Annotated in this window: 8 protein-coding genes; 3 read left to right on the top strand and 5 right to left on the bottom strand. The window is 71.6% G+C overall.

The features are described from left to right. Nucleotides 1–120: 120 nt before the first annotated feature. On the bottom strand, nt 121–3,042 hold the full coding sequence (locus M6G08_RS20170; protein ID WP_272588555.1) for a glycoside hydrolase family 48 protein: 2,922 nt from the start codon (nt 3,040–3,042) through the stop codon (nt 121–123). A gap of 551 nt (nt 3,043–3,593) precedes the next feature. On the opposite strand from M6G08_RS20170, the gene M6G08_RS20175 reads away from it, so the two are divergent. Further along, complete coding sequence (locus M6G08_RS20175) at nt 3,594–5,330, top strand: glycoside hydrolase family 6 protein (RefSeq protein ID WP_272588556.1); 1,737 nt, start codon at nt 3,594–3,596, stop codon at nt 5,328–5,330. 146 nt (nt 5,331–5,476) lie between these two features. After that, nucleotides 5,477–6,400, top strand: coding sequence for a class I SAM-dependent methyltransferase (locus M6G08_RS20180; protein ID WP_272588557.1), 924 nt, complete (start codon nt 5,477–5,479; stop codon nt 6,398–6,400). A 67-nt stretch (nt 6,401–6,467) separates the two neighbouring features. On the opposite strand, the gene M6G08_RS20185 is transcribed toward M6G08_RS20180, so the two are convergent. From M6G08_RS20185 to M6G08_RS20195, 3 genes are all read right to left on the bottom strand, one after another. Continuing rightward, complete coding sequence (locus tag M6G08_RS20185; RefSeq protein WP_272588558.1) at nt 6,468–7,304, bottom strand: aldo/keto reductase; 837 nt, start codon at nt 7,302–7,304, stop codon at nt 6,468–6,470. Between the two features lie 83 nt (nt 7,305–7,387). Next, nucleotides 7,388–9,214: an AMP-dependent synthetase/ligase gene (locus tag M6G08_RS20190; protein WP_272588559.1), complete on the bottom strand. Its 1,827-nt coding sequence runs from the start codon at nt 9,212–9,214 to the stop codon at nt 7,388–7,390. A gap of 309 nt (nt 9,215–9,523) precedes the next feature. Beyond that, entirely contained in the window at nt 9,524–10,405 is an 882-nt protein-coding gene (locus tag M6G08_RS20195; protein ID WP_272588560.1) for a LysR substrate-binding domain-containing protein, read from the bottom strand. A 203-nt stretch (nt 10,406–10,608) separates the two neighbouring features. On the opposite strand from M6G08_RS20195, the gene M6G08_RS20200 reads away from it, so the two are divergent. Continuing rightward, complete coding sequence (locus M6G08_RS20200) at nt 10,609–11,613, top strand: bile acid:sodium symporter family protein (RefSeq protein ID WP_272588561.1); 1,005 nt, start codon at nt 10,609–10,611, stop codon at nt 11,611–11,613. A 15-nt stretch (nt 11,614–11,628) separates the two neighbouring features. On the opposite strand, the gene M6G08_RS20205 is transcribed toward M6G08_RS20200, so the two are convergent. Continuing rightward, complete coding sequence (locus M6G08_RS20205) at nt 11,629–13,515, bottom strand: sialidase family protein (protein ID WP_272588562.1); 1,887 nt, start codon at nt 13,513–13,515, stop codon at nt 11,629–11,631. Nucleotides 13,516–13,645 lie beyond the last annotated feature (130 nt).

Below are 13,645 nucleotides of genomic sequence, written 5' to 3' on the forward strand. Positions count from 1 at the left end.
GCAGGTGGCCCCGCCGTCCGGTGGCGGAACCTCGCACACGGAGCCGTCAAGCGTTCCGAAGGGGCGCGGGGCGGTGCCGACGCACGGCTGCCCCGCACCCCGCGGAGCGCTTCGCGGGGACTATTCGAGCAGCTCCGCGTACGAACCCATGGCGAGGGCGATGTCCGCCTGCGCCCAGAAACGGTGGTACGTGAACGTGGGCGCGGCACCGCCCGCGAGGTAGCTCTCGATCTTCGACCAGGCCGGGTCGTCCTGGTAGAAGGAGCGGATCGAGGAGAACGTCGACGACGCGTCGATCGTGTCGCCGTTCGGCATGGTCCCGGTCCAGCCGTCCGGCACGTGCACCGGGTCGTCGAAGCGGTTGTAGTCGGCGCGGGTCTCCGGGACGGCGATGCCGAGCGCGTCCTGGTTGTTCTCCCACATGCCGTCCAGCAGCGCCTTGGCCGTGGCCGCCGCCTCGGTGTCGCCGGAGCGGTCGGCGTAGTACGTCAGGGTCTTGGCGTACGCCGCGGCGACACCGACGTCGTTGGTGTAGTCGGCGACGGTGACGTGCAGGCCGGCGTTGTCACCGGGGGAGGACGCGTTCCAGGTGTCGGGCTGCCCCGACCACTTCAGCGTCGCCGGGATCAGGAAGGTGCCGTCCGGGTTGACCGTGGTCTCCGACAGCGCCCAGTCGACCCACTTGTCCAGGACCTCCTTCGCCCGCGCGTCGCCGCTCTGCTGGTAGTACTCGGCGACCCGCTCCATGGACCACGCCTGGAAGCCGAACCACTGGTTGGACGGCGGGTCGTGGTACACCGGCTTCTCGTCGTAGTACATGCCGTAGAAGGTCGGCGTACCGGCCGGCGGGGTGGCGTACCGGCCCGCCCAGCTGTTGGTCGCGCCGCCCGCGATGGCGCCCTCGTCGGACTGGAGCCAGCGGTAGAACTCGATCTGCCGGTCCAGGGACTTGGCCCAGTCCGCCGTACCCGTCGCCGACTTCGGCTTCAGGTCGTCGTACGTGCTCAGCGCGTACGCCGCCAGCGGGTTCTGGTAGCCGCCGTGGGTGTGGCTGGAGCCGATGCGCCAGGACCAGCCCGCCGAGGTGTCGACGGCGCCGCCCCACGCGTAGTACCAGGACAGCAGGTAGTGCGAGGAGTCCTTGCCGGTGCCGGCCGGGCAGCTCGACGGCCCCACGCAGTTCCCGACCTTCTTGAAGTACTTGTCGTACATGGCGTAGCGCAGGTAGTCGCCCATCTTGGCGGCCTTGTCGAGGGTCCCGGCGATCTCGTCGCCCCTGCCCTGCTCCTCGGCCCAGACGTCCGCCCAGTACGCCGCCTGCACCGCCCGCGCGTCGGCGTCCGGGGCGTTGGTGAACTTCCACTGCTTCGCGTAGGAGGCGTCACCCGTGAACAGGTCCAGGTAGCCGTTGGGGCCGCCGTACTTGAAGGCGTCGCAGGTCGGCTGCGGCACCGTCTCCCACACCGACTCCTGCGCGCCGCGCTGGAAGGTGTTGATGTAGGAGGGGCCGGTGTCCGAGGGGCCGGCCTCGCAGTTGCCGGGCGAGTTGCCGTAGCCGTAGGTGTTGTCGACGTCCTGGAGCCAGTGCATGCCGTAGACGTCGTCCGTGCCGTACGCCGACTTCAGCTCGGCGGCGATCGGGTCCCGGCCGACCGGCACCGTGCCGTCCAGTGGCGCCGGGTACTCGCTCGGCGTGTCCAGCTCGGGTGCGTAGGTCGCCGGCTCGGACGCGTTGTAGGACGAGTTGGTCGGCTGGTCGGCGTGGGTGGGGATCATGTAGGTCTCCATGATCTCCCAGGCGTTGTTGAACCGGTCCCAGTCGCCGGTGACCTTGCCGTACATGGCCTGGAGCCACAGCAGGTAGCTGTACGCCTCGGACGTGGTCTCGTGCCCGTGGTCCGGCGCCTCCACGATCAGCGTCTCGACCGAGTGGTACGGGATGCCCTCGGGGGAGAAGTAGCCGTTCGCCGGGTCGGTGATCTTCCCGTACAGCTCCAGGAAGCGGGCGTCGTAGTCCTTCTGGGCGCCCAGCTGGGTCACGGTGACCGCGGCCTTGCCGTGGCCGGGGGCCGTCGACTCGAAGACCGCCGAGCCGGTGCCCGAGGCGTCGGCCGCGATGGTCACCTCCTGGGCGGTGTCCCAGTTCCCCGGGGTGAAGGTGAGGCTCGCCCCGGCGGAGACGGACAGGCCCGTGTTGCCGCTCGCGCGGGCCGTCGTCACCGTCACGTCGGCGGCCGGCTCCTTCGACAGCTTGACCTCGTACGTGCCGGACTCGCCCTGCTGAACGCCCAGTTGTGCGGGGGTGGCGACCACGGTCGGTCCCGAGGCGACCGTGATGCCGACCGGCACCGAGGCGGCGGAGGCGCCCATGCTGTCGTACGCCTTCGCCACCAGCGAATGACTGCCCACGGTCAAACCAGAGGCCGAGTGCGTGTAGGGCGCGCTGGTGTCGGTGCCCAGCAGGGTGGTGTCGTCGTAGAACTCCACCTTGCTGATGGTGGCGTCGTCGGCGGCCGCCGCGGTGGCGGCCAGCGGGACGGCCTCGCCCTGCGAGTAGACCGAACCCGGCTCCGGGCTGGTCAGCACCGTGATCGGGGGCTGGTGGGCCCCGGCGCAGGTGGTGCCGTTGACGGCGAAGCTCGTCGGCGCGGTGTTGGTGCCGCTGTAGGTGAACTGCCCGCCGGTGGTGACGGCGGCGCCGGCCGCGACACGGGCGTTGTACGCGGCGTTCTTGACGGTGACGGTCCTCCCGGACTGGCTCCAGGTGCCGTTCCAGCCGTTGGTCAGCTTCTGGTCGCCCGCGTAGTCGTACGTCAGCGTCCAGCCGTCGATGGCTTCGGCGCCGCGGTTGGTGAGCGTCAGCTCGGCGGTGAAGCCGGAGCCCCAGTCGTTGGTCCGGTAGTCCACGCTGCACTGGAGTGCGGCCGCCTGGGCGGGAGTCGAACCGGTGCCCAGCATGGTGAGGGGTAACGCGAGGGCGGCCAGGGCGGCCGTCCACAGCCGCCGCGCGGTGCGGCGTCTGCGTCTGGGTGCGGGGTGCATGGTGCTGGTTCCTCCTTGCGGCTCGGGGAGTGTGGGGAGGAGCAACAAGCCTTGAACCAGTGGGAGCGCTCCCATAGTGAGGAGGGGGGTCAGCGCGGTCAAGATGTGTGAAGAGTCGAAAAGATTCGACAGGTGCCGCCGGGAGAAAATCGGTAACTCCTCTGTTCTTCACCGTCACTTGGCGCTACCTTCGTCGGCACCAGTGGGAGCGGTTCCATCAGTCGACGCGTCCGTCACGGCGTGCCAGAACTGCGAGGAGTCGCTCATGCGCCACCCCCCGCACCACCTTCCGCGTTCAGGACTTATAGCCGCGCCCGCGGCCCGTCCGACGCGTCATCGGCCGGCGTGCCGGCTCGCACACCCCCCGGGCGGTTCCACCGTGCCCGCGGGCCGTTCCTGACCTCCGTCCGCGACGGCACCCCGTGCCGCCCGGAAGCGGGCCGCGCCGGTGCGCGCGGCCCCGGACTTCCAGCACGCGCACCTCGGACCGAACAGCACGCGCACCCCTGACCGAACGCACGCGCACCCCACGAAAGAAGGAACCCGCACTCATGACCCGCAGCAGAACCGCGATGCTCGCCGCCCTGGCGCTGGTCGCCGGGGCCTCCGGCACGGCCTTCGCCGCGCAGTCCGCCGGCGCCGGCGCGGCGGCCGTCCCCTGCACCGTCGACTACCAGGTGCAGAACGACTGGGGCAGCGGCTTCACCGCCGCCGTGACCGTCACCAACAACGGCGCCGCGACCTCCAGTTGGTCACTGGGGTGGACGTTCACCGGCAGCCAGCAGGTCACCAACAGCTGGAACGCGAAGGTCAGCCAGAGCGGCGCCGCCGTCACCGCGACCAACGAGGCCTACAACGGCACGCTCTCCACGGGAGGTTCGGCGAGCTTCGGCTTCCAGGGCACCTACAGCGGAAGCAACGCGGTCCCCGGCACCTTCACCCTCAACGGCGCGACCTGCAACGTCGACGACGGCGGATCGACCGACCCCGACCCGACCGACCCGCCGGACCCGACCGATCCGCCGGAGCAGGGCGAGCGGGTGGACAACCCCTACGACGGCGCCAAGGTCTACGTGAACCCCGAGTGGAGCGCCAACGCGGCGGCCGAGCCCGGGGGCGACCGCATCGCCGACCAGCCCACCGGTGTGTGGCTCGACCGGACCGCCGCCATCGAGGGCGTCAATGGCGGCATGGGACTGCGCGACCACCTCGACGAGGCGCTGACACAGAAGGGCTCCGGGGAACTCGTCGTCCAGCTCGTCATCTACAACCTGCCCGGACGCGACTGCGCCGCCCTCGCCTCCAACGGCGAGCTGGGCCCGGACGAGATCGGCCGGTACAAGACCGAGTACATCGACCCGATCGCCGAGATCCTCGCCGACCCCAAGTACGCGGACCTGAGGATCGTCACCACGGTCGAGATCGACTCGCTGCCCAACCTGGTCACCAACGTCTCCGGGCGGCCGACCGCCACGGAGAACTGCGACATCATGAAGGCCAACGGCAACTACCAGAAGGGCGTCGGCTACGCCCTGAACAAGCTCGGCGACGTCGGCAACGTCTACAACTACGTCGACGCCGGCCACCACGGCTGGCTCGGCTGGGACAGCAACTTCGACCCCTCCGCCGACATGTTCAAGACCGCCGCCACCACCGAGGGCGCGACCGTCGACGACGTGCACGGCTTCATCGTCAACACCGCCAACTACAGCGCCCTGAAGGAGGAGAACTTCAAGATCACGGACTCGGTCAACGGAACCACCGTGCGCCAGTCCGACTGGATCGACTGGAACCAGTACACCGACGAGCTGTCCTACGCCCAGGCCATGCGCGACAAGCTGGTCTCGATCGGCTTCGACCAGAACCTCGGCATGCTGATCGACACCTCACGCAACGGCTGGGGCGGCGAGGCGCGGCCCAGCGGACCGGGCGCGATGACCGACGTGAACACCTACGTGGACGGCGGCCGCTACGACCGCCGCATCAACCCCGGCAACTGGTGCAACCAGGCTGGAGCCGGTCTCGGTGAGCGTCCGCAGGCCAGCCCCGCCGCCGGGATCGACGCGTACGTGTGGATGAAGCCCCCGGGTGAGTCCGACGGCGCGAGCGAGGAGATCCCGAACGACGAGGGCAAGGGATTCGACCGCATGTGCGACCCGACCTACGAGGGCAACCCGCGCAACGGCAACAGCCCCTCCGGCGCGCTGCCCGACGCCCCGATCTCCGGCCACTGGTTCTCCGCGCAGTTCCAGGAGCTGATGAAGAACGCCTACCCGCCCCTGTCCTGAGCGGACCGCGGCGTAGCTGACGCCGTCGGGGCCCGGACCTCCCGGCCGGGCCCCGACGGTACTTTTTGCGATCGCGGCAACTTCATTTGCCTCCGCGCGGTGCGTCGTCGCACCCTGACGGCACCGCGAACGGGAGGCTGATCACCATGGCGCACGACCACCACGACACCCACCGGCACGACACCGGGCACGGACACGGCCACGGACACGGCCACGACCACGACCACACCGACATGGACTGGGCCGAGATGGCCCCGCTGCTGGAGGCCCAGGCGGAGCTGTACACGCCGCTGTACCGGCAGGCCATGGCCTGGCTGGCACGCGAGGTGACCGACCCCGGCCTGGTCGTCGACGTCGGCAGCGGACCCGGCGTTGTCTCCTGCCTGTTCGCCGACACCTTCCCCGGCGCCCGCGTCCTCGCCGTCGACGGCGCCGAGCCCCTGCTGGAGCGGGCCCGCGACCGCGCCGCCCGCCTCGGTGCCGCCGACCGCTTCGGCACCCTCGCCGGAGAGCTGCCCGGGGTGCTGGGCGAGCTGGACTACCCGGCCGACCTGATGTGGGCGAGCCAGAGCCTGCACCACCTCGGCGACCAGCGAGCGGCCGTGGCCGCACTCGCCGGGCACCTCGCACCGGGCGGCACCCTGGCCGTCCTGGAGGGCGGGCTGCCCGCCCGGTTCCTGCCCCGCGACATCGGGATCGGGCGCCCGGGGCTGCAGGCCAGGATGCACGCCGTGGAGGAGGACGCCTTCGCGCAGATGCGCGCGGACACGCCCGGCTCCGTGCCCGAGACCGAGGACTGGCCGGCGATGCTGACCGCCGCGGGCCTCGAGCACACCGGCACCCGCAGCTTCCTGCTGGACCTGCCGGCGCCGCTGTCGGACGAGGCCCGCGCCTACGTCACCACGTCCCTGTCCCGACTGCGCGACCGCCTCGGCGACGGCCTCGACGCCGGCGACCGGGAGACCCTCGACCGACTGCTCGACCCCGCCGACGAGGCGAGCGCGTACCGGCGGCAGGACGTGTTCGTGCTGGTGGCGCACACGGTCTACACGGCGGTGCGGCCCGCCTGACCGCACCGCCCGCACACACGTGAGGGGCCCGGCGCGACGACCGGACCCCTCACCCGCGGGCGTCGCCTCACTCCCCGTTGAACTCCGCCGGGTCCGGGCCCGTGCGCCGGTCCTCGTTCAGCGCGCTGATCGCCGCGAGGTCCTCGGTGTCGAGGCTGAAGCCGAACACGTCGATGTTCTCCTTGATCCGCGACGGCGTCACGGACTTCGGGATCACCACGTTGCCGACCTGGAGGTGCCAGCGCAGCACCACCTGGGCCGGGCTGCGGCCGTGCTTCTGGGCGATCGCCACGATCGCGGGGATCTCCAGGATGCCCTTGCCGGAGCCGAGCGGGGACCACGCCTCGGTGGCGATGCCCTGCTCCGCGTGGTACTCGCGGGCGGCGTGCTGCTGGAGGTGCGGGTGCAGCTCGATCTGGTTGACGGCGGGGACGACCGACGTCTCGCCGATCAGCCGCTCCAAGTGCTCCGGCAGGAAGTTGGAGACGCCGATGGCCCGGATGCGGCCGTCGGCGTGCAGCTTCTCGAACGCCTTGTACGTGTCGACGTAGCGCTCCTTGGCCGGCATCGGCCAGTGGATCAGGTACAGGTCCACGTACTCCAGGCCCAGCTTCGCCAGCGACGTGTCGAAGGCGCGGAGGGTGGAGTCGTACCCCTGGTCGCTGTTCCAGAGCTTGGTGGTGACGAACAGATCCTCGCGGGGGACGCCGGAGGCGGCGATCGCCTGGCCGGTGCCCTCCTCGTTGCCGTAGATCGCCGCTGTGTCGATGCTGCGGTACCCGGCCTCCAGCGCCTGGGCGACGGCCGCCTGGGCCTCGTCGTCCGGCACCTGCCAGACGCCGAAGCCCAGCTGGGGCATCTCGACGCCGTTGTTCAGGATGATCGGGGGGACCTTGCTGCTCACGAGCTCTTGATCCTTCGGTTGTGGTCAGGTGGTACTCCCATCGTCAACGATCACGGGCCGTGACGCATTCCTGACCGGTGAACTCACGCTTCGTAAAGCGCCTCGACCTCGGCGCCGTAGGCGTTCTCGATGGCCTTGCGCTTGAGCTTGAGCGACGGGGTGAGCAGCCCGTGCTCCTCGGTGAACGGCTGGGCCAGTATGCGGAAGGTGCGGATCGACTCGGCCTGCGACACCAGCGTGTTGGCGGCGACGACCGCGCGCCGCACCTCCGTCTCCAGGTCGGCGTCGTGCACCAGCTCGGCCGGGGGCATCCGGGGTTTGTTGCGCATCGCCAGCCAGTGGTCGACCGCCTCGTTGTCCAGCGTGATGAGGGCGGCCACGTAGGGGCGGTCGTTGCCGACGACGATGCACTGGTTGACCAGCGGATGGTCCCGGACGCGCTCCTCCAGCAGCCCGGGGGACACGCTCTTGCCGCCGGAGGTCACCAGGATCTCCTTCTTGCGGCCGGTGATGGTGAGGTAGCCGTCCTCGTCCAGCGCGCCCAGGTCACCGGTGGCCAGCCAGCCCTCGTGCAGGGTCTCGTCGGTGGCCTTGGGGTTGTTGAGGTAGCCCTGGAAGACGTTGTCGCCGTTCAGCCAGATCTCGCCGTCGTCCGCGATGTGCACGGTGACGCCGGGGATCGGCCGGCCGACGGTGCCGTAGCGGGTGTGCTCGGGCGGGTTGGCGGTCGCCGCCGCGGTGGACTCGGTCAAGCCGTAGCCTTCGTAGATCTGCACGCCCGCGCCCGCGAAGAACAGTCCGAGCCGCCGGTCCATCGCCGAGCCGCCCGACATGGCGTTGCGGATGCGGCCGCCCATCGCGGCCCGCACCTTGGCGTAGACGACCTTGTCGAAGAACTGGTGCTGCACGCGCAGGGCCGCCGACGGTCCCGGCCCGATGCCCCAGGCCCTCGCCTCCACCGCCTCCGCGTACTTCACGGCCACGTCCACGGCCTTCTCGAAGGGGCCGCCCTTCCCCTCCTTCTCGGCCTTGCGCCGGGCCGCGTGGAACACCTTCTCGAAGATGTACGGCACGGCCAGGATGAACGTCGGCCGGAACGCGGCCAGGTCGGGCAGCAGCGCGGCGGCGTTGAGCTGCGGCTGGTGGCCGAAGCGGACCCCGCCGCGGATCGCCGCGACCTCCACCATCCGCCCGAAGACGTGGGCGAGCGGCAGGAACAGCAGCGTCGCCGCCTCGTCGCCCTTCTTGGAGTGGAAGACCGGCTCCCAGCGCTCTATGACGGTGTCCGCCTCGTACATGAAGTTGCCGTGCGTCAGCACGCAGCCCTTGGGGCGGCCCGTGGTGCCCGAGGTGTAGATGACGGTGGCGACCGTGTCCGGTGTGACCGCCTTGCGGTGCCGGTGCACCACCTCGTCGTCGAGGTGGGCGCCCGCGTCGTACAGCTCCTGGACGGCGCCGGAGTCGAGCTGCCACAGGCCGCGCAGGCGCGGCAGCCGGTCGATGACGATGGCGATGGTCATCGCGTGGTCCTCGTGCTCGACGACCGCGGCCGTCACCTCGGCGTCGTGGAGCATCCACAGGCACTGCTCGGCCGAGGAGGTCGGGTAGACGGGTACCACCTGGGCGCCGATCGTCCACAGGGCGAAGTCGAAGAGCGTCCACTCGTAGCGGGTACGGGACATGATGGCGACCCGGTCACCGAAGCGGACGCCCTGGGCGAGCAGCCCCTTGGCGAGGGCCAGCACCTCGTCGCGGAACGCGCCCGCGGTCACGTCCCGCCACTGCCCGGCGTCGTCCTTGCGGCCGAGCGCGATGTGTCCCGGGTCCTCCTGGGCATGCCGGAAGACGACGTCGGCCAGACCGCCCACCGGTGGCGCCGACGTCGACGGAGGACTGGTGAACTCGCGCAAACCCCGCTCCCCGCTCCTGGCTCCCTGGTTCCGGGTGACGCCCCGCACAGCGCGGTGAAAGCTACCCCACGCGGAACGGCGGCGGCAGGGGCGCCGAACGCGAGCGGTGCTCAGGTCCGCGCTGGTCAGCGGGAGGAAATGCGCTCACATGGGGAAGGGTCGGACACGTTCCTGACGTTTGAGTAAGTTTCGGTGGCGTAATCTCCACCGAATCTGTACGACCCGCTTACCGCCGGTCGCGGGGCGGCCGACGCCCTCCCCTCCTACAGCGCGGGCGGCGGGGAAGGTGTCACACCACGCGTCGCCCGGCTACCCGAGAGCGGCCCGTCTCGATCGGTGCAGACGGTCGCCGCCCGCCAGGATCGCGGCCGCCAGGGCGTCCGCCGCGCCCTGCGCCGAGGGACGCCGCCTGCCGTGCACCAGGACGAAGTCGACCCGGCCGAGCTCCGGCAGCCCGGCCCGGTCCGGCACCCGCACCAGGCCGGGCGGGATCAGTCCCCGCGAGTGCGCCATGACGCCGAGACCGGCGCGAGCGGCCGCGATCAGCCCGTTCAGGCTGCCGCTGGTGCAGGCGACGCGCCACTCGCGGCCCTGCCGTTGCAGGGCGTCGAAGGCCAGCGCGCGGGTGATGCCGGGCGGCGGGTAGACGATGAGCGGCACCGGACGGTCCGGGTCGAGACGCAGGCGCTCCGCGCCGATCCACACCAGCCGGTCGCGCCAGACCGGCTCGCCCCGCGGGTCCTCGGGCCGCCGCTTGGCCAGAACCAGGTCCAGCTTCCCGGCGGCCAGCTGCTCGTGCAGCGTCCCCGACAGTTCCACCGTCAGCTCCAGGTCGACCTCGGGGTGGTCGTGCCGGAAGCCCTCCAGGATCTCCGGCAGCCGGGTGAGCACGAAGTCCTCGGACGCCCCGAACCGCAGCCGCCCGCGCAGCCGCGTACCGGCGAAGAAGGCCGACGCCTGCTCGTGCACCTCCAGGATCCGGCGCGCGAACCCGAGCATCGCCTCGCCGTCCTCCGTCAGCTCCACGGAGTGGGTGTCGCGGCTGAAGAGCTGCCGGCCGGCGGCGTCCTCCAGCCGCCGCACGTGCTGGCTCACGGTCGACTGGCGCAGCCCCAGCCGCCGGGCCGCCTGGGTGAAGCTCAGCGTCTGTGCCACCGACAGGAAAGTACGCAGGTGGGACGGCTCGTACATTCCGCCAGCCTATCGCTGTTCGTGATGACAGTCAGAGCGGTGTACGGGATTCCCGATCGCGGGGCGGGGGAGCAGGATGGAGCGGGGACCCGTGAGCCCCGGGAACGCGACAGACGAGTACAACGAGCAGACAGAGCAGACAGAGTAGACAGAGCAGAACGAGCAAGTGGAGCACCGTGAGACGCCTGCGACGGCCGCGTTGGATGCCGATCGACCCGTACATCCTGCTGCTGCTCGGGACGGTGGGCCTCGCGGCACTGCTGCCGGCCCGGGGTGCGGGCGCGGACGTCGCCTCCGGTGCCTCCACGGCCGCGATCGCCTTCCTCTTCTTCCTCTACGGGGCCCGGCTCTCCACCCGTGAGGCGACGGACGGCCTGCGGCACTGGCGCCTCCACGTCACCGTGCTGGCCTGCACGTTCGTCGTCTTCCCGCTGCTGGGCCTCGCCTCACGGGGACTCGTCCCGGTCTTCCTGAGCGACCCCCTCTACCAGGGCCTGCTCTTCCTCACCCTGGTGCCGTCCACCATCCAGTCGTCGATCGCCTTCACCTCGATCGCCCGCGGCAACGTGCCCGCCGCGATCTGCGCGGGCTCCTTCTCCTCGCTGGTCGGCATCGTCGTGACGCCGCTGCTGGCGGCCGCGCTGCTGGGCGGCGACGGGGGCGGGTTCTCCGCCGACTCGGTGGTGGAGATCGTGCTGCAACTGCTGGTGCCGTTCGCCGCCGGGCAGGTGCTGCGCCGCTGGATCGGAGGGTTCGTCGCCCGGCACAAGAAGGTGCTCGGGCTCGTCGACCGCGGTTCGATCCTCCTCGTCGTGTACACGGCGTTCAGCGAGGGCATGGTCGAGGGTGTCTGGCACCAGGTGAGCCCGGCGCGGATGGCCGGGCTGCTGGCGGTCCAGGCCGTGCTGCTCGCCGTGATGCTGCTGCTGACCTGGTACGGGGCGAAGGCGCTGGGCTTCGGCCGGGCGGACCGGATCGCGATCCAGTTCGCCGGTTCGAAGAAGTCCCTCGCCGCCGGACTGCCGATGGCGAGCGTCCTGTTCGGTGCCCAGGCCTCGCTGGCCGTGCTGCCGCTGATGCTCTTCCACCAGATGCAGCTGATGGTGTGCGCGGTCATCGCCAAGCGCCGGTCGCACGACCCGGAGGCGGACGCCGAGGAGGGTGCCGCCCCTCCCGAACGCGCGGCGGCGGGCGCCGGAGGCCGCTGACCCGGGGCGGTGGTCTCACCCGCCCGGCGACACCTCGTCCATGGGCAGGTGCAGCACGGTGTTCCCCAGCGCCGAGGGCGGGTTGCCGGCCGCGATCTCCTCGTCGGTCAGGGCCCGGTTCCACACGTGCACCTCGTCGATCGCGCCGGTGAAGCGGGCCCGGCCGTCCATCCGCTCGCCGATGTGCACGCCGAACGGCGAGTAGCGGCTCACCGATCCGGGGACGTCCGCCGTGCCGACCGCCGCGCCGTCGAGGAAGAGGGTCAGCCGGCCGCCGCCGCGCCGGAGCGCCAGGTGGTGCCAGCGGCCGTCGTTGTGGGCACCGTCGGTACGCACCCACGCCGAGCGCGGGGCCGCCCCGCCGTCGCGCGCGGTGATCAGTCCCTGGATCCGGTCGCTGCCGGGCTCGGCGCGCAACCACACCTGGGGCCGGCGGGTGCCGATCCCGCCCATCCACAGCAGCGGCTGCTCCCCGTCGTCCGCCGAGTACCGGAACCACAGCGACGCCGTGAAGTCCCCGCTCCCCAGCGGCAGCCGCTCGTCGTACGGCAGGCGTACGGCGTCGTCGGCACCGTCGAGGGCGAGCGCGCCGCCCACCGCGCCCTCCGTCGTCCCGGCGCCCCCCAGCACGGCCGCGGGCGCGGCACCGAAGCCGAGGTCGGGGGTGGTGGGGCCGGCGTCCCGGCGCGGCTGGAGCCAGTCCTCGGTGAATCGGGCGAAGCGGATCTCGTCCCGGGCGTCCACCGGCCCGGCCTCGTACAGCAGGCCCACCGTCCCGTCGTCGTCCACGGCCGCCATGTCGGAGTAGCCGGACCAGTCCCGGGTGACGACCGTGCCGCGGTCCACGCTGTCCCAGGTCGCCCCGCCGTCGTAGGAGGAGCGGACGGTCATCGTGCGGCGGCGGTCGGGGTCGGCGGGGGCGGACAGCAGGAGGCGGTCGCCGAGCCGGAGCACGGCGCCCTGCACCTGCGGGGTGTACAGGTCAGGCAGGGCCCGGAACGGCGCGGCGAAGCTGTCGCCGCCGTCACGGCTGACGGCCTGGGTGCGGTGGCCGAGGTCGGTGCCGTTCTCCTCCCGGCCGCTGACCAGGAGCGAGCCGTCGGCGCGTTCGGCGAGGGTGAGTTCGGACGGCTTCTGCCGGAAGGTGCCGTCGGCGGCCACCGGCCAGGTGTCGGTGGCCCCGGCCTTCCAGTGCTCGCCGCCGTCGTCGCTGACCACGAGCGCCGCGTGGTTGGCGGTGACCCGGCCGTCGTCCCAGGTCTCGGCGTTGACGCCGATCACCAGCCGCCCGGCGTGGCTGCCGCCGGTGAGCTGGACGCCGTGCACGGGGCCGGTCGCGTACCAGGAGTTCCAGCCGGGCGGCAGGATCTGGTCGCTCAGGTCGCGGGGCGCGGACCAGGTACGGCCGTCGTCGTCGCTGTACTGGAGGTGGGGCGTGCGGGCGCAGGGCACCGCGCAGTTGCCGCCGTCCGTGCGGCCCGCGTTGTACGTCTCGAGCAGCAGGACGCGCCCGGTGGCGCGGTCCACGACCGGCGCCGGGTTGCCGTGGGTGTCGCCGCCGCCCTCGTTGACGACCTGGAGCGGGCCCCAGGTGCGCCCGCCGTCCGTGGAGCGCTTGACGACGATGTCGATGTCGCCGGCGTCCCCGCAGTCGAGGACCCGCCCCTCGGCGAAGGCCAGCAGGGTGCCCTCCGTGGTCCGCACCATCGCCGGGATGCGGAAGCAGGCGTAGCCGCCGCGGTCCTGGTCGGCCCGGAAGAGGACCCGCTGCTCGAACTCCCCGGCCCTGCCCCGGCCTTCGGCGTGGACGGCGGGGGCGGGCAGCGCGGAGGCGGCCAGGGCGAACAGGGCGGCGAGTGCGAGCAGGGGGGAGCGCGGACGTGTGCGGGGAGGTGACGGCATGGAGCGGTCTGCCCTTCAGGCGGCTGGTCGGAGCCGGTCGTCAGGGCATCAGTAGATCAGGGCGTCAGGCGTCTGATACGCCCCATTCGTTCGCTCGCGTGTCGCCGTACGGCACCCGGGCTCCCGGGGG

The organism is Streptomyces sp. M92, assembly GCF_028473745.1.
Taxonomy (GTDB): Bacteria; Actinomycetota; Actinomycetes; order Streptomycetales; family Streptomycetaceae; genus Streptomyces.

Bases quoted from the DNA above. Each gene is read 5' to 3' on its own strand.
- M6G08_RS20170 (WP_272588555.1), bottom strand. From the start codon at position 3,042: ATGCACCCCGCACCCAGACGCAGACGCCGCACCGCGCGGCGGCTGTGG.
- M6G08_RS20175 (WP_272588556.1), top strand. From the start codon at position 3,594: ATGACCCGCAGCAGAACCGCGATGCTCGCCGCCCTGGCGCTGGTCGCC.
- M6G08_RS20180 (WP_272588557.1), top strand. From the start codon at position 5,477: ATGGCGCACGACCACCACGACACCCACCGGCACGACACCGGGCACGGA.
- M6G08_RS20195 (WP_272588560.1), bottom strand. From the start codon at position 10,405: ATGTACGAGCCGTCCCACCTGCGTACTTTCCTGTCGGTGGCACAGACG.
- M6G08_RS20200 (WP_272588561.1), top strand. From the start codon at position 10,609: ATGCCGATCGACCCGTACATCCTGCTGCTGCTCGGGACGGTGGGCCTC.
- M6G08_RS20205 (WP_272588562.1), bottom strand. From the start codon at position 13,515: ATGCCGTCACCTCCCCGCACACGTCCGCGCTCCCCCCTGCTCGCACTC.